The sequence below is a fragment of the Microcystis sp. M015S2 genome, from assembly GCF_020245945.1.
Taxonomy (GTDB): Bacteria; Cyanobacteriota; Cyanobacteriia; order Cyanobacteriales; family Microcystaceae; genus Microcystis.
Map to the genome: position 1 here is coordinate 58,123 of NZ_JADBTX010000045.1, position 16,903 is coordinate 75,025.

Sequence of the window (16,903 nt, forward strand, 5' to 3'; positions counted from 1 at the left end):
ACTATCAAAAAATGGTACAAGATCAAAAACCCACGGTGATCATTACTGGGACAACTTCTGGAGTCGGTCTCTACGCCGCTAAATCCCTTGCTCAAAGAGGTTGGTTTGTGGTTATGGCCTGTCGGGATATCCCGAAAATGGAACAGGCGGCCAAGGAATTGAACATTCCCCGGGATAACTACTGTATTGAATTTATCGACCTCGGTTCCCTCGATAGCGTCCGGCGCTTCGTCAAAAATTTCCGGGCCTTGGGCAGATCTCTAACCGCTTTAGTCTGCAATGCCGCTATCTATCTGCCTTTGCTCAAAGAACCCTTAAGAAGTCCCGACGGTTATGAATTGAGCATGGCCACCAATCATTTAGGTCATTTCCTGCTCTCGAATTTGCTCTTGGAAGATCTAAAAAATTCTCCCTCTCCCGACCGCCGTTTAGTCATTCTCGGCACTGTCACCCATAATCCCGATGAATTAGGCGGTAAAATTCCTCCTCGTCCCGATTTGGGCGATTTAGAAGGGTTTGCCAAGGGTTTCAAAGAGCCGATTACTATGGCCGACGGCAAAAAATTTGAATCGGTCAAAGCCTACAAAGATAGTAAGGTGTGTAATGTTCTCACCATGCGGGAACTGCACAAACGCTATCACGAATCCACGGGAATCACTTTTACTTCCCTCTATCCGGGTTGTGTGGCCGATACACCCCTTTTCCGCAACCATTACCCCTTTTTCCAGCAGTTTTTCCCCTGGTTCCAGAAAAATATCACTGGTGGCTATGTTTCCCAAGAATTAGCTGGGGAAAGAGTGGCCATGGTGGTGGCTGACCCCCAATACCGTCAATCTGGTGCTTACTGGAGTTGGGGCAACCGTCAGAAAAAAGAGGGTAAATCTTTTGTACAAAGGGTTTCTCCTCAAGCTCGCGACGAGGAAAGAGGCGAAAAAATGTGGGAATACAGCGCTAAATTAGTCGGATTAGCCTAATTTCCGATTTTGAACCTAAAAAAGGACACAAGTTAACTTGTGTCCTTAATAATTACTTGATCGATAAAAATTTTTAAGTCAGAAAATTCAAAAATTGCTGGATGATAAAAGCATTAAACAAATCAATAAAAAATGCCCCCACCAAAGGAACAATAATAAATGCCTGGGGAGAAGCCCCAAAATGTTCCGTCACCGCTGTCATATTGGCAATCGCTGTGGGAGTTGCCCCTAGAGTTAAACCCAAATAACCGGCGCAAACTACTGAAGCATGATAGTTTTTTCCCATTAAGGGAAAGACCAGTAAAACAGTATAAATAATACTGAGTGAGAACTGCACTAATAACAGGATAGCAATCGGTCCGGCCAAATCGATCAATGTCCATAATTGTAAACTCATCAAGGACATAGATAGGAATAAACCGAGACTAACATCAGAAATTAAGGCTAAAGAGGACGTATTAGCGGGCCAAGGAAAGCGTTTCAATAGCAAAGGTACGGTATTAGTCAGGATAATTCCTGCCAATAAACAGGTGACAAAATCTGGTAATTTTAAACCAAGCGTAGTTACCCAGTAGTTAATCTGATTACCTAAACCGATAGTTAAACCAATTACCAAGATTGAATGGAGCATTGTATTGTAATCGATATTGACATTCCTCTGGCTTTGTTTAATTCCCACCGTTAAATCTTGGTCTTGATTATTGGCTCGCAGTCGATTTCTCGTAATTAACCATTTAGCCACCGGTCCGCCAATAATTCCCCCTAAAACTAGCCCAAAAGTAGCACTAGCTACACCGATTTCTGATGCTTTGGCGATGCCATAATTATCACGAAAAATAGAAGCCCAAGCAATGGCAGTCCCGTGACCCCCACTCAAAGAAACGGAACCAGCAATCAAACCGATGGGTAAATCTAATCCCATCACTTTTGCCACTCCTAACCCAGCTAAATTTTGTAGAATGAGATAAACCACGGCGGTTATTAATAAAATTAGCAAGGGTTTCCCCCCTTGCAGCAGGGTTTTTAGTTTTGAGGACAGCCCGATAGTAGTAAAAAAAACGATTAACAGGGCATCCCGAACATTAAGGGTAAATTCGATTTGCCATTTAAAAACAGCAAAAAATAGACCGAGAAATAAGGAAGCTAAGACACCACCAGCAACGGCATCAGGAATGTTATAATCTCGCAGAAATTTGATATTTTTGGTTAAATACTTACCGAGATAGAGGACTAGAATAGCCATAATAATTGTCTGGCGTTGGCTAAATTGGTAAATTTCCATTTTCTTAATCTTAGTTCTCCAAGATGCTCTACTTAGGGCTTGCTGAATAAATCTAAAACCCTTGCTGGATAAGACTTTTAGACTTTTTGTCAATCCAAAAGTACCGGCCCTGGGAGTGAGCGGGGGGAAAATTCAGGTACTTTTTCCCTGAAAATTAGGTAATTGACCAGATGAAAATCGGTAAAACCCTACACCCCACACCCCACACCCTGCCCCCACGAAAAACTTTTTGCCGCAAACCCTACTTAAGTTTAGTCCTAATTTTCAGTAACAACCTTATCTGTAAGAAAGCCGCAACGAAAAAAGGACACAAGTTACCTTGTGTCCTTCCCGAAGCTAGGAACTTAATTTTTATTTAGCGTCGGAGAATTCCGCATCGATGACATCATCGCCGCCACCAGCACCACCAGAGGGGCCATTGTCATCATTGCCACCGGTGGGATTACTAGGGGCCCCTTGCTGATACATACTGCTACCGATCGCGTAGAGGGCTTGTTGTAATTCCGGTAGGATGGTTTTGATCTTACCATCATCGTCTTGAGCGATCGCTTCTTTCAGATCTTTAATCAATGCCTGGGCTTTATTTTTCTCGGATGGGGGAACCTTATCGCCCAAATCGGCTAACTGCTTCTCAGCTTGATAAACGAGGGAATCAGCTTGATTTTTGCGTTCAATGTGTTCACGACGTTCCTTATCGACCGCGGCGTTCGATTCTGCCTCATTAACCATGCGTTCCACTTCATTTTGGGGCAAGGTAGAAGCGCCGGTGATGCTGATCGATTGTTCTTTTCCTGTACCTTTATCCTTAGCGGTGACATTTAAAATACCGTTAGCATCGATGTCGAAAACCACTTCGATTTGAGGCACACCACGAGGAGCGGGAGGGATGCCATCGAGTCGGAAAGTTCCCAAACTCTTGTTATCTTTGGCCATTTCCCGTTCCCCTTGCAGGACGTGGATTTCCACGTTAGTTTGTCCATCTACTGCCGTGGAGAAAACTTCCGATTTTTTGGTGGGGATAGTGGTGTTGCGGGTAATAATCCGCGTCATCACACCGCCGAGGGTTTCCACACCCAAAGACAGGGGCGAAACATCAAGCAGAAGAATATCTTTGACTTCACCGGCGAGGACACCACCTTGAATAGCGGCACCGACGGCTACCACTTCATCGGGGTTAACGCTTTGGTTGGGATCCTTGCCCAGAACTTTTTTAACTAATTCCTGGACGGCGGGAATCCGGGTTGAACCACCGACGAGAACCACTTCATCGAGGGCGGATTTATCGATTTTGGCATCACGGATGGCATTTTCGACGGGAATCCGACAGCGATCAATTAAATCGGCGCAAATTTCCTCAAATTTAGCTCTGGTTAGGGTAGTATCTAGGTGTTTTGGCCCTTCGGCGGTAGCGGTGATGAAGGGCAGGTTAATTTCTGCTTGGGTAACGCTAGAAAGCTCAATTTTGGCTTTTTCTGCCGCTTCCGTGAGACGTTGCAGGGCCTGTTTATCTTGACGGAGATCTATTCCTTCAACTTTTTTGAATTCTCCGGCTAAATAATCAACGATTTTTTTATCGAAGTCATCACCACCGAGATGAGTATCTCCAGAGGTAGCGAGAACTTCAAAGACACCATCACCCACTTCTAGAACCGATACGTCAAAGGTTCCCCCACCCAAGTCAAAAACAAGAATGGTTTCGTTAGCTTTTTTGTCTAATCCGTAGGCAAGAGAGGCGGCGGTGGGTTCGTTGATAATGCGGAGAACTTCAACCCCAGCAATTCTCCCGGCATCTTTGGTGGCTTGACGTTGGGAGTCGTTAAAATAAGCGGGTACGGTGATGACTGCTTGGGTAACGGTTTCGCCGAGGTATTTACTGGCATCTTCCACCAGTTTCCGCAGTACCTGGGCGGAAATTTCTTCGGGGGCGAATTGTTTGCCCTGGGCGGGACAGTCTAATTTAACGTTGCCGTTGCCGTCTTGGAGAGTTTTGTAGGATACTTCTGTGGCTTCGTTGGTAACTTCGTTGAATTTCCTGCCGATGAAGCGTTTGACGGAATAAAAAGTATTTTGCGGGTTCATTACCGCTTGACGTTTGGCGATTTGTCCTACTAGGCGATCGCCACTTTTGGCGTAGGCGACGACTGAGGGCGTGGTTCTAAATCCTTCGGCGTTGGCGATAACGGTGGGTTTACCCCCTTCCATAACCGCAACGCAGGAGTTAGTCGTCCCTAAGTCAATTCCAACTACTTTTCCCATAATCTTTGTGCTGCTCCGATACAAATTATAGTGACTTCTAGAATCGGAACTGTACTCGGTTTTTAGGCGATACCCACCCCTATCAGTTCCTTCGTTATCTCTATAGTGCAAAATAACCCCGCTTTCTCGATAGTGTAGGTATCCGAACCTTTTTGGTAGTATTACAGTAGTCGGTAAACCTGCGGTGAAAGTCAAAAATTCTCCTGGAGGGCAGTCTGAACGAGTAATTTAGATAGTCAACAGCTTATCCTCTGTGCTAAAACACGATCACTGATAAAAATTTATTCAATTCATCGCAGAATCTCAATTGCCTTATTGTCTTGGTTACATCGGCTTTTTACCTGATTATTTCATAAAAACTATGGCTTACGAAACTCTGGATATTTCCACACCGACACCGATTTTATCTTGGGCGGGCCATGAATTGGGACCCCAAGAAACCCAAATGGTCAAAAATGTCGCTTCCCTCCCCTTTGTTTATAAACACATTTCTTTAATGCCCGATGTTCACTTGGGTAAAGGTGCTTTAGTCGGTTCGGTTATTGCCACCAAAGATGCCGTAATTCCCGCCGCCGTCGGAGTCGATATCGGTTGCGGCATGGCTGCCCTAAAAATGCCTTTTACTGGTGAACAATTGCAGGGAAAACTTAAAAAAATTCGCCTCGATGTGGAGGCGAATATTCCCGTCGGTTTTGCGGAAAATAAAGAAGTGGATCGGGAAGTGACTAAATGGCCAAAATGGGCGGAATTTAAACAGATTCATCGAGGCGTACAGAACCTAGAGAAAAAAGCCCTTAAACAAATGGGTTCTCTGGGGGGTGGTAATCACTTTATCGAAATTTGTTTAGATACAGAAAATCAAGTTTGGTTAATGCTTCATTCCGGTTCTAGAGGTATTGGTAATCAACTGGCCCAATGTCATATTGATACGGCCAAAGAGTTAGCCAAACTAGCAGAAGGTAAATTGCCTGACCTCGATTTGGCCTACTTTGTCGCCGGTACAGAAGAATTTACCGCCTACTGGCACGATCTACAATGGGCCCAGGAATATGCCCGTTATAATCGGGAAATTATGATGGCTAGATTTAAACGCATTGTTGAAAAACATCTAGCGGGAGGCAAACCAACTAAACCCCTCTTAGTAGTTAATTGTCATCACAATTATGCCGAAAAAGAAATTCATTTTGGGGAGGAAGTTTATGTCACCCGAAAAGGAGCCGTCCGCGCCAGAGAAACCGATTATGGTATTATCCCCGGTTCCATGGGAGCGCAATCTTATATTGTTAAAGGCAAAGGCGAACATAATAGCTTCTGTTCCTGTTCCCACGGGGCCGGGCGCTTGATGTCGAGAAATCTGGCTAAAAAAACCTTTACTCTTGATGATTTAATCGCCCAAACCGAAGGGGTTGAATGCCGCAAAGATGAGGGCGTTATTGATGAGATTCCGGGGGCCTATAAACCGATCCAAGAGGTGATGAATCAACAGGCGGATCTAGTGGAAATTGTCGCCACTCTCAAGCAGGTGATGTGTGTCAAAGGTTAACAAATCATGGCCAGAGCGATCGATTTTTACGGAACCCGAATTTTTACGCGATTTTGGGGACAGATTATCTCTTGATCAGGCCCAGAATCAGTGAGCAGTCTAGGAATTTAGGATCACAGATCCACTAACATCAACTCCTCGACTAAATCAAAATTAGCCGTTACCGATTGCACATCATCGAGGGATTCTAGGGTGTCGATTAACTTCAATAAAAAACGGGCCTGTTCTCGATCGCTCACTTCTAGGGTATTAGTGGGAATCCAGCGTAATTCTGCTTCTTTGACCTTAAATCCCGCTTCTTGCAGAACCTTATTCAATTTCTCCAGGTTAGACACCTCAGTAAAAACTTCTGCTCCTTGACCTTCCTCCTCACTGTCAAAAAACTCGTAGGATTGGGCCTGGCCCTCTAGGGAAGCTTCTAAAAGCTTATCCTCATCAATAGTTCCCTCAAGGCGAATTACGCCCTTATGGTCAAACATCCAGCCCACACAGCCCGTTTCACCTAAATTACCGCCATTTTTGCTAAAAGCCGCCCGCAGATCCGCAGCCGTGCGATTGCGATTATCGGTCAGTGCTTCGATCAGGATCGCCACACCCCCGGGACCATAACCCTCGTAGCGAATTTCCTCAAAAGCTGAGTCATTTTCCCAAGTTCCCGCCCCTTTAGCGATCGCTCTTTCGATATTGTCATTAGGAATACCGGCCGCCTTGGCTTTTTCGATCGCCGTGCGTAGCTGAAAATTGCCCGCCGGATCGGGAACACCGTTACGCGTAGCCACGATAATGGCCCGGGATAACTGGGTGAAAGTTTGCCCTTTTTTGGCATCAACCCGGGCTTTTTGTCGTTTAATATTTGCCCATTTACTATGACCAGCCATATCTATCTAAGATATCCAACATCAAAAATCTAGCAGATCGATCGCCCTTGGTAAATCTGGGGATAATTGTCAACGAGTGCCGGGTAATGATAATAAATCATGTTGAGAAACTATAGAGGGGCGGCCAGTTCGAGCATTTGTACTACAATTCCCGATAGGCGGTTTAAATCCAGTACAGCTTATTATAGAAAAGGTTGATTGATCAGGTGGCAATATGGCGCAATTTTCTCGCAAAACTCTACTAACCTTGTTTGCTAGTATATTAGTATTATTATTCTCTGTGGCTCCGGCCCAAGCGCTAAGTTATAATAACCGCAATTTGACCGATAACGACTTTGCGGGGCAGGATTTGCGCGATTCCACCTTCGATCACTCTAATCTGCGCGGTAGTAACTTTAGTCATGCCAATCTAGAAGGAGTACGCTTTTTTTCTGCCAACTTGGAGGGGGCCGACTTTAGCGATGCCAATATGAGAAATGTGGATTTAGAATCGGCCCGTTTAACCAAAGCCAACTTTACCAATGCCGTTCTCGAAGGAGCTTTCGCCACTAACATTTTAATCAAAGGTGCAATTATCGACGGGGCCGATTTTACCGATGCAATTATTCGCTCGGATGTGGAAAAATATCTTTGTGAGAGAGCGACGGGAACTAACCCAGTAACTGGCAGAAATACCCGCGATACCCTATTTTGTCCCTAATCGCGCTGTCATGACCGATCGAAACTAGAGCCAGATCGGCCATAATTGCTGTAAGCTAGTATTCGATTTTTTAACAAAACCTTTAGAATAGACTTTCAAGTCAGTCAGTTCGATCGATCAGTCCCCTCTTGGAAAAAGGAAATTGTAACCATCGTGTCCACCAGTACCCTCGGCAATCAAGACAAAGAGCAGAAACCCAGTAGTGACTCGGATAGCTTTTTCCAAGGAGTCTCTAGAGTCGCGGGGGGAACTGTTCTCGGCCTGTTGATGGTATCCACGGCCGTGGTGACTGGGGCTGTGGTAGGATTGGCGATTAGTTACCGCAATCTACCCGATGTGAGGATTTTACGCGGTTACGTCCCCACGGAAACCAGTTATATCTACGATGTTAAAGGCAGACCCCTGACCAGCTTACACGGGGAAGCGAATCGGGAAGTGGTGGAACTCGATCAAATCTCTCCCAATCTGAAACGCGCAGTGATGGCGATCGAAGATAGCCATTTTTATCACCATCGTGGTATTAATCCTAATAGTATCGGCCGGGCAGTAGTCGCTAACTGGAAAAGTGGCGGTGTGGTGGAAGGTGCATCTACTATCACCATGCAGTTAGTCAAAAATATCTTTCTTTCCCATCAGCGCACCGTTAGCCGTAAATTAGCCGAGGCGGTCCTGGCAGTACGAGTGGAACAGGTTTTTAGCAAAAATGACATTCTGGAAATGTACCTCAATAATATCTATTGGGGTCATAATAATTACGGAGTGCAAACCGCCGCTAAAAGTTATTTTAATAAACCCGCCTCCGAGTTAAATTTAGCAGAATCGGCGATGATGGCCGGATTAATCCAAGCGCCGGAAGTTTATAGTCCTTTTAATAATTATAAAACCGCCAAGGAAAGACAGGCACTGGTTCTCAGTCGGATGCGTAGCTTAGGTTGGATTACCCCCGCACAGGAAGAGGCCGCTTTCAAGGAACCTCTGAAACTGGGTAAACCCACCGCTTGGCAAGAAAGTAAATTACCCTACGTTACCGATGCAGTGGTGGCAGAATTGCGGCAAAAATTTGGCAAAGAAACCCTAACTAAAGGGGGAATGCGGATTCAAACTACGATCGATCTCGACTTTCAAAACATGGCCGAGTCTACCATCCAACGGGCCTATAATAGCTTGCGTGGTCGCGGTATTCGCACCAAAGACCTACAAATTTCTCTAGTTGCGGTGGATCCCCGCACCCATTTCGTCAAGGCGCTCGTCGGTGGCGTTGATTACAATAAAAGTCAATTAAACCGAGCTATTCAATCCCGTCGTCAACCGGGGTCAGCTTTTAAACCTTTCGTCTATTATACTGCCTTCGCTAGTGGTCGTTTTACCCCCGAAACGGTAGTTAATGATTCTCCCGTCCGTTTTCGCGAGGCTGGCGGCTTCTATAGCCCAAAAAACTACGGTGGCGGCTTTTCTGGTCCGGTTTCCCTGCGTAGCGCTCTGATGCAGTCTCTGAATATTCCCGCAGTTATTCTCGGTCGTCGCGTCGGGATCAATAAAGTCATTGAAGTCTGTCGTCTGCTGGGTTTCGAGAGTCCTTTAATTGCCGTCACTTCTTTACCTTTGGGATCCGTGGACGTGACTCCTCTGGAAATGGCGGGGGCCTACGCTACTTTTGCCAGTAATGGCTGGCATTCTAAGCCTACCTTTATCATGCGTGTTACTGATAGCCGGGGTAACGTCATGCTCGATAATACACCCAAACCGAAGCTAGTTTTAGACCCCTGGGCCACCGCTTCCCTCAATTCTGTCCTACAGGGAGTTATTCAAGGGGGAACAGCAACCTCGGCTCAAATCGGTCGTCCGGCAGCGGGAAAAACCGGTACTACCGATAACGAGAAAAATGTCTGGTTTGTCGGTTATGTTCCCCAATTAGCCACCGCAGTGTGGATTGGAGATGACCAAAACCGCACTTTAGGTAAAGGTATCACCGGTGGTGGTTTTGCCGCTCCCATTTGGCGCGATTTTATGGCACAAGCGCTGAAAAATGAACGGGTAGAATATTTTCCTTCTCCCTCCAAATTCCGCAAACCAACAGTTAAGTAGATGGTTAATCTAATTGGTTTGATCGTAATTTATCGATCGAGTAAAGGTGGCTAGGTTTTTGTAAGAGCGCCAATTCAAAAATGAAACCCACGCTATTTTTGTTCTGTGATGATAAAGTTAAGATGTAACTGTACCAATAATCATCGTTGCCCAGTTGCGAATGTCGTTACCTCAGATTGTTATTGATACCAATGTCATTATTGCTGGATTAAGATCTAGGCGTGGAAGTGCGTTTCAACTTCTTAGCCTTATAGGTACAGGAAAATTTGATATGCACTTATCTGTTCCTCTCGTCTTGGAATATACAGATGTCCTATTGCGGGAGTTGCCCAATCTCTATTTAAGTCGAGAAGAAGTAGATGACTTAATTGATTTCTATTGCTCGGTGGGGATACCTCATAAAATTTTCTTCCTGTGGCGACCATTTCTGCGTGATCCCAAAGACGATATGGTATTGGAGCTTGCAGTTAAAGCAGGATGTCAGAGTATAATCACATATAACACCCGTGACTTTGCTGGTGTTGAGCAATTTGGTTTATCTCTGCTTGAGCCTTCAGGTTTCCTACGATTAATAGGTAAGTTACCATGAGTACCATCCAAGTTCAAATTCCCGACTCATTACAGAAAAGTTTAGATGATCTAGCGGCTCGTGATGGAATTTCGATCGATCAATTTATCTCTACTGCGATCGCTGAGAAACTTTCAGCGTTGATGACAGAAAATTACCTAATAGAAAGGTCCAAAAAGGGAAGTCGAGAAAAGTATCAGGCAATCTTAACAAAAGTTCCCGATGTTGAGCCAGAAGCCTATGACCGGCTGCCGACTGTCTGACATATCACTGCACCCGACTTTCTGCTAGACTTTGACAAGGCGGGTGAGTTCAACCGTTTGACTAGCTGAGAGACTGTATGTCTGGGAAAAAGTTAGGTATTCATACTACTATCGAAATTGTAGCTTTTCTATCAGCTTTGGCTACAATTATGGGTTTTGTCTATTTTTTCTATGATCGCCACTTTGTAACTTGTAAACCTATGGAGGGATTTTCGTCAAACAGAGATGCTTATTATTCATGTCTTCGTAAACTGCTTAAAGAAAATAGGTGGGAGGACGCTAATAGAGAGACTCTAAGACTAATGTTGCAAACGGTCAATAGAGAAGGAGAAGGATTTATAGATACAAAAACTATGAAAGAATTTCCTTGCAAAGATTTGTTGATTATTGAAGATTTGTGGTCAAAAGCAAGTCAAGGCAGATTTGGCTTTGATACTCAGCAAAAAATATGGAAAAGTGAAGGCGGTGAACCCTATTTAACTGATGAGAATTCAGAGGCTTACCATAGGTTTCGCAGTGCAGTGGGATGGAAAAAAGGAAAAGATCCTAACTTTTCTCTGAATGCTCCATATGGCCATTTACCAATATTAGGATCTCATGGAAAAATAGGAGGAATTGCAAACACATATCGAATTGCAGAGTGTCTAGAAAAGAAAGAGTGGGAAGCGCCATAAACAAGGTGAGAGCATCTGAAAAGCTATTGACAATTGGCCAATTTTGTAATCCCCGTGGGCATTTCCAGTGATACCGGTCAGTTAGAATAGTTAAGAAATCGACCCATTTGATTGAGAGGGCAAATTCTCCTCAAATATACCTGAATCGTCGGTAAGCAACCCAGATAAAGTTCATTTATAATAAAGTCACAAAAAAACCTTTGCTTGAAACGATGACGACTTCCTTGACTGAGAGTCTCACCCTTGAAGATTTCCTCAAATTGCCATATTTGGAGGATTCTCCAGCATGGGAATACTTGCATGGAGTCGCAATTCAGAAACCCATGCCTAAGACTCGACACTCTATCCTGCAAAAACGTCTTTTAGCTGCGGTTGACAGCCACACTGCTGATTATACAGCTTTACCTGAGTTGCGATGTACCTTCGGCGGGCGTTCGATCGTTCCTGATGTTGCCGTAATTGCATGGAATCGAATTAACCTCAATCAAGCAGGTGAACCAGAGGACGACTTTAGGGAAGCACCTGATTGGACTATCGAAATTCTTTCACCGGATCAAAAGGTAAACCGTGTAATTGACAACATTTTACATTGTTTAAAACACGGCAGTAAATTAGGATGGATGCTTGATCCAGATGATTATTCTGTTTTAATGTTTACTCCCCAACAAGAGCCGGAAGTTTGCAGAGGAGATCACCAACTTAAGGTAATTGCAGGGGTTCAGTTGACACTGACTCCACAACAAATCTTTGCATGGCTAAAAGTTGGTCAAGCTAGACAAAGTAAGTAAAAGTCTGGGGAGAATCACGAGGACTAACTTGGTCGTTAGACGAAATTCAATAATAAACGGATTTAGTATAAAATGTCAAAAATTAAAAGTCCCTTGCGCTATCCGGGGGGGAAATCCCGGGCAATTAAGCAAATTCTGCCGCAAATTCCTGTCAATATCAGGGAATATCGAGAACCTTTTTTTGGTGGTGGTTCTGTGTTTTTTGCTGTTAAGCAACTCTTTGAACAACAAATAAAAACCTATTGGATTAATGACTTAAATTATGATTTATATTGTTTCTGGCAATGCGCTCAAGAAAATATTGAGTTATTGGTAGCAAAAATAACAGAAATTAAACAGAAATATGATAGCGGGCGAGAATTATTTCAAGATTTGACAAGGGAAGATTTAAAGTTAACCGACTTTGAGAAAGCAGTGCGTTTTTTTATCTTAAATCGGATTACTTTTTCGGGAACAGTGGATTCGGGGGGTTATTCCCAAGCGGCTTTTACCAGTAGATTTACTGATTCATCAATTGCCAGATTAACTCAAATTGCGCCGTTATTAGCATCGGTAAAAATTACTAACCAAGACTACGAAGAATTATTATTTGCTGAGGGAAAAGAAGTTTTTATCTTCCTCGATCCCCCCTACTATAGTGCCACAAAATCCCGTTTGTACGGCGTAAGAGGGAATTTACATACCAGCTTCGATCATCAACGTTTTGCCGATAATATGCGTCAATGTCAGGCTAAATGGTTAATTACCTACGATGATTGTCCAGAGATACGAAACCTCTTTAATTTTGCCCATATTATCGAGTGGAATCTTCAGTATGGCATGAATAACTATAAACAAGGATCGGCGGCATCTGGTAGAGAATTAATGATCAAAAATTATTAGTGCCAGATTGTAGTGGAGTATTTATCTACCATAATTTAGCCGGCATTATTGATGAAGATTTGGAAAAATCCTCATCAGCCTTCCTAGGAAAGTCAGACAAATCCGTTTTTAATAGGATGATTAACTCCAATCCAACTTGAAAAACCCGCTCCCCACTCTCCTATACCTTTTAAATAGGTGGCAGTTCAGGGGGAACTGGAATAGGTGCCGCACCTATTCCAGTCAGTTTATTCGTGTTGCAAACGTTCCAACGCAGCCACCAGCGCATCCACCTCGGCTTTAGTATTGTAGAAAGCCAAGGAAGGGCGCACCGTTGCCTCGATACCAAAGCGTCGCAGAATGGGTTGAGCGCAGTGATGGCCTGCCCGCACGGCAATCCCTTCCCGGTTCAGGGCCTGTCCAATAACTTCCACATCAAATCCCTCCAGCACAAAGGAAAGCACGGCAGCCTTATCGGCCGCCGTCCCAATCAAACGCAGGCCCGGAATGGTTGTCAGTCCCGCAGTGGCGTACTCCAGAAGTTCATGCTCGTAATTGGCAATGGTGGCCAAACCAATCTGCTGAACATAATCCAAGGCCGTCCCTAAGCCAACGGCATCGGCAATATTGCCCGTTCCGGCCTCGAAGCGAGTGGGAGCCGCCTGATACACGGTGCGCTCAAACGTCACATCCACGATCATGTTGCCGCCGCTTTGCCAGGGAACCGTGGCATTCAACAGGTCTTCTTGACCATAAAGTACCCCGATCCCTGTGGGACCAAAGACTTTATGCCCGGAAAAGACGAACCAATCACACCCTAATTGTTGAACATCGATCGGAATGTGGGAAACCGATTGAGCGCCATCTAACAAGACTTTAGCTCCGACCCGATGGGCTAAGTCAATGATTTGTTTGGCGGGGGTAATGGTTCCCAAGGCATTGGAAACATGGGAAAAGGCCACCAGTTTTGTGCGGGAGTTGAGTAATTGTTGGTACTCTGCCAGTAAAATCTGCCCGTGGTCATCCACGGGGACAACCCGCAACTTTGCTCCCGTTTGGGCGGCTAGTTGCTGCCAAGGCACAATATTGGCATGGTGTTCCAGATGGGTGAGGACAATCTCATCCCCCGCTTGCAGGGTTTGTTGTCCCCAGCTTTTTGCCACCAGATTAATGCCTTCCGTTGTCCCCCGCACGAAAATGATTTCGTTGGCAGATGAGGCATTGAGAAAACGGCGTACCGTTTCTCTGGCCGCTTCGTAAGCATCTGTGGAGCGAGCCGCTAATTCATGGGCGGCACGATGCACATTGGAATTTTCATGGCTGTAGAAATGAACGAGGCGATCGATGACTGCTTGGGGCTTTTGAGTTGTTGCGGCATTGTCGAACCAGATCAAGGGTTTGCCATTCACCCGTTCTTGCAGGATGGGAAAATCCTGGCGAATGGTATGAACATCAAAGAAGCTAGGTCTTTGAACGCTTCGCCCGCTTGCCTGGGGGACAAAAAGGGGATCGATCGCTGGGACTTGAACAAGCTGGCCCGGCTTGGCCACTACCGCCGGAAGGTCGGGGATTTTTGTTTCTAACTCCTCAATGAAGTAGAAAGAGGGGGTTGCTAAGGGTACAGCCAAGGGTTTACCCTGAGCTACGTCGAAGGGAACTGTGGGCCGTTCGCCCACAGTAGCTGGGGAGGTTGCTGCGGCGGATGGCACCAGATAATCCCGATCTGTACTCAACCCCTTCGCCACCTCGGCCTTAAGGTCGTGCCGTTGTAGTTCTTGAATTATCGTCTGGGCGAGATGCTCAAGAAGGTCAGGTTGGAATAAGGGGTTAAGAGAAATGTTCTCGACCTCAGTTGGGGCAGTGGTGGGCGGGGATACAGAGGGTAGATTCCCCGCCGCCTTTTCAGGGATCAGTTCGGGGTTAGTCATAGTCGTAGATGTGGTATTGGTTGACATCAACGTTCTCCAGTACGGCCGCCGCATCGTCGGTCAACACTGCCAACGAACAGTAGAGGGAGACCAGGTAAGAGGCGATCGCCTTGCGACTAATCCCCATAAATCGCACCGACAAGCCAACTCCCTGTTGACCGGGTAAATTGGGCTGATAGAGACCGACCACCCCTTGACGGCTTTCTCCTACCCGCAATAACAAAATATTGGTTTTGCCTTGTTCATTCACGGCCAACTTATCGGAAGGAATCAAAGGCACGCCCCGCCAGGTAATAAACTGAGAGCCAAATAATGACACCGTAGCGGGGGGTACACCCCGTCGGGTTGCTTCTCGGCCAAAGGCCGCGATCGCTTTAGGATGGGCGAGGAAAAATGCCGGTTCCTTCCACACCTTGACCAGCAACTCATCCAAATCGTCCGGCGTGGGCGCACCATTGCGAGGTTGCACTTTCTGGGAATCAACAATATTGTTGAGCAATCCGTACTCATGGTTGTTGATCAACTCATTTTCTTGACGTTCCTTCAGGGTTTCGATCGTCAGGCGCAATTGTTCATGGATCTGATCGTGGGGACTGCTGTAGAGATCGGACACGCGAGTGTGAACATCCAGTACCGTATTCACCGCACTCAAGAAATACTCCCGGGGGGTCTCTTCGTAATCCACAAAGGTTTCGGGCAGCTCCCGCTCATCTCGTTCAGAGCAAGCCACCTCAACCCGGGAGGCATCCCTGACTTTATTGAGACGATAAATCCCGGCTTCAACGGGTAGCCAATGCAAGAGGCGAACGAACCACCGGGGCGAAATGGTCAATAACTGAGGAACGGTCTTTGTGGCATTGGCCAACTGCCGAGCGGCAGCATCTCCCAAAGCCAGTTGCAATTCATGATCTTGGGTATAGGTCATTGAGTTAAATCCTCCAATTCAAAAAAAAGTAACAAAGCGACTGTTATGGCCGAACATTCACAGCCCGGACAGCCCCTCAAATTCCAGAGCCGTCATCAAACATTTCCTGTCGTAGTTGCGCCTGGGAGACAAAACCCCCCGGCGGCACACTGCGGGTTAACCAAACATTTCCACCGATGGTGGCGCCCCGACCGATAGTTACCCGACCGAGAATCGTTGCACCTGAGTAAATCACCACATCATCTTCAATAATCGGATGACGGGGTTGACCTTTGATTAAACTGCCCGATTCGTCCCGGGGAAAGCTTTTCGCCCCGAGCGTGACCGCTTGGTAAAGGCGCACGCGGTCGCCAATCACCGTGGTTGCCCCAATCACAACCCCCGTCCCATGATCGATAAAGAAGCTATTGCCGATCGAGGCCCCGGGGTGAATGTCAATCCCCGTTAAGGAATGACCAATTTCACTGATAATCCGCGCCAACAGGGGCGAGTCCAACCGATACAGGGCATGGGCAATGCGGTGATAAGTGATGGCCGTTACCCCGGGGTAACAAAACAACACTTCATCTAAATTTCTGGCCGCCGGATCACCTCGATAGGCCGCGGTGATATCGGTTTCCAGTAGAGCTTTCAGATGGGGTAATTGGGTGGCAAAGGCTTGTACCGTCCCTTGGGCGTGCGTCTCAATCTGGTCTGACGACCAGTGCAACTGCGACCCCAGCAACCACTGTTCACGACAAACCTGGTGATGCAGCAGTTGTAGGACTTCATTGAGGGTATGACCGATAAAATAGCGGCTGGATGTTTCGCCTAAATCGGGATTGCCAAAGTGATAGGGAAAAAGAACGGCACGCAGTCGATCGACAATCCGAAATAAGGCCTCACGGGAGGGCAAGGGGAAATGGCTTCGTGATTGAGACCAACTGTGGAACGACTCGCCACGAGGTTTGGACAATTGAGTGATAATCTCATCAAGATCCAAGGACAGGGTCGGTTGGGAGAGAGCGCTGGAACTGCTCGGATACTCGCTCGTCATGGGAAATTTTGGGTCTGAAACCCCGCCGTTCTACGGCGGCTTTACGTTAGAATTAAAAGGCCAGTCTCGAAAACCAAGTGGACGGCGCAGCACCTTGAAAACTCGGCTTAGGGGGTTCCGACCAGAAAAGCTTGGCCGGGTA

General features: G+C 46.2%; 15 protein-coding genes. 9 read left to right on the plus strand and 6 right to left on the minus strand.

What is annotated here, in order from left to right; all coding sequences use genetic code 11:
- Positions 1-11: 11 nt before the first annotated feature.
- Entirely contained in the window at positions 12-974 is a 963-nt protein-coding gene (locus IM473_RS09295; protein ID WP_002750483.1) for a protochlorophyllide reductase, read from the plus strand.
- A 73-nt stretch (positions 975-1,047) separates the two neighbouring features.
- Here IM473_RS09295 and gltS read toward each other — a convergent pair whose 3' ends face one another.
- Both gltS and dnaK read right to left on the minus strand, forming a co-directional pair.
- Positions 1,048-2,256 carry a sodium/glutamate symporter gene (gltS, locus tag IM473_RS09300; RefSeq protein ID WP_287658631.1) on the minus strand — a complete coding sequence of 403 codons (1,209 nt, stop codon included), beginning with the start codon at positions 2,254-2,256 and terminating at the stop codon, positions 1,048-1,050.
- 351 nt (positions 2,257-2,607) lie between these two features.
- Positions 2,608-4,512, minus strand: coding sequence for a molecular chaperone DnaK (gene dnaK, locus IM473_RS09305; RefSeq protein WP_287658633.1), 1,905 nt, complete (start codon positions 4,510-4,512; stop codon positions 2,608-2,610).
- 361 nt (positions 4,513-4,873) lie between these two features.
- Between dnaK and IM473_RS09310 the strand changes: the two genes are divergently transcribed.
- Positions 4,874-6,055, plus strand: coding sequence for an RtcB family protein (locus IM473_RS09310; RefSeq protein ID WP_287658634.1), 1,182 nt, complete (start codon positions 4,874-4,876; stop codon positions 6,053-6,055).
- Positions 6,056-6,168: 113 nt separating this feature from the next.
- On the opposite strand, the gene IM473_RS09315 is transcribed toward IM473_RS09310, so the two are convergent.
- Positions 6,169-6,933 carry a YebC/PmpR family DNA-binding transcriptional regulator gene (locus IM473_RS09315; RefSeq protein ID WP_287658635.1) on the minus strand — a complete coding sequence of 255 codons (765 nt, stop codon included), beginning with the start codon at positions 6,931-6,933 and terminating at the stop codon, positions 6,169-6,171.
- A 214-nt stretch (positions 6,934-7,147) separates the two neighbouring features.
- On the opposite strand from IM473_RS09315, the gene IM473_RS09320 reads away from it, so the two are divergent.
- From IM473_RS09320 to IM473_RS09350, 7 genes are all read left to right on the plus strand, one after another.
- Complete coding sequence (locus IM473_RS09320; RefSeq protein WP_287658637.1) at positions 7,148-7,633, plus strand: pentapeptide repeat-containing protein; 486 nt, start codon at positions 7,148-7,150, stop codon at positions 7,631-7,633.
- A gap of 153 nt (positions 7,634-7,786) precedes the next feature.
- Positions 7,787-9,718 carry a transglycosylase domain-containing protein gene (locus tag IM473_RS09325; RefSeq protein WP_287658638.1) on the plus strand — a complete coding sequence of 644 codons (1,932 nt, stop codon included), beginning with the start codon at positions 7,787-7,789 and terminating at the stop codon, positions 9,716-9,718.
- A gap of 160 nt (positions 9,719-9,878) precedes the next feature.
- Positions 9,879-10,307, plus strand: coding sequence for a putative toxin-antitoxin system toxin component, PIN family (locus IM473_RS09330; protein WP_271925585.1), 429 nt, complete (start codon positions 9,879-9,881; stop codon positions 10,305-10,307).
- Positions 10,304-10,549, plus strand: coding sequence for a YlcI/YnfO family protein (locus IM473_RS09335; RefSeq protein ID WP_004162257.1), 246 nt, complete (start codon positions 10,304-10,306; stop codon positions 10,547-10,549). The genes IM473_RS09330 and IM473_RS09335 overlap by 4 nt, the downstream gene beginning before the upstream one ends.
- A 77-nt stretch (positions 10,550-10,626) precedes the next feature.
- Positions 10,627-11,223 carry a GUN4 domain-containing protein gene (locus IM473_RS09340; protein WP_002746508.1) on the plus strand — a complete coding sequence of 199 codons (597 nt, stop codon included), beginning with the start codon at positions 10,627-10,629 and terminating at the stop codon, positions 11,221-11,223.
- Positions 11,224-11,435: 212 nt separating this feature from the next.
- Positions 11,436-12,011, plus strand: coding sequence for a Uma2 family endonuclease (locus IM473_RS09345; RefSeq protein WP_287658639.1), 576 nt, complete (start codon positions 11,436-11,438; stop codon positions 12,009-12,011).
- Positions 12,012-12,083: 72 nt separating this feature from the next.
- The gene (locus IM473_RS09350; RefSeq protein WP_194017528.1) at positions 12,084-12,893 is read left to right on the plus strand and encodes a DNA adenine methylase; all 810 of its coding nucleotides are present in this window, start codon (positions 12,084-12,086) and stop codon (positions 12,891-12,893) included.
- A 227-nt stretch (positions 12,894-13,120) separates the two neighbouring features.
- On the opposite strand, the gene IM473_RS09355 is transcribed toward IM473_RS09350, so the two are convergent.
- The 3 genes from IM473_RS09355 to epsC form a co-directional block, all read right to left on the minus strand.
- Positions 13,121-14,827 carry a family 2A encapsulin nanocompartment cargo protein cysteine desulfurase gene (locus IM473_RS09355; protein ID WP_287658640.1) on the minus strand — a complete coding sequence of 569 codons (1,707 nt, stop codon included), beginning with the start codon at positions 14,825-14,827 and terminating at the stop codon, positions 13,121-13,123.
- Entirely contained in the window at positions 14,793-15,725 is a 933-nt protein-coding gene (locus IM473_RS09360; protein WP_002750434.1) for a family 2A encapsulin nanocompartment shell protein, read from the minus strand. Before IM473_RS09360 ends, IM473_RS09355 begins: the two co-directional genes overlap by 35 nt.
- 76 nt (positions 15,726-15,801) lie before the next feature.
- Positions 15,802-16,761: a serine O-acetyltransferase EpsC gene (gene epsC / locus IM473_RS09365; RefSeq protein WP_287658642.1), complete on the minus strand. Its 960-nt coding sequence runs from the start codon at positions 16,759-16,761 to the stop codon at positions 15,802-15,804.
- Positions 16,762-16,903: the final 142 nt, after the last annotated feature.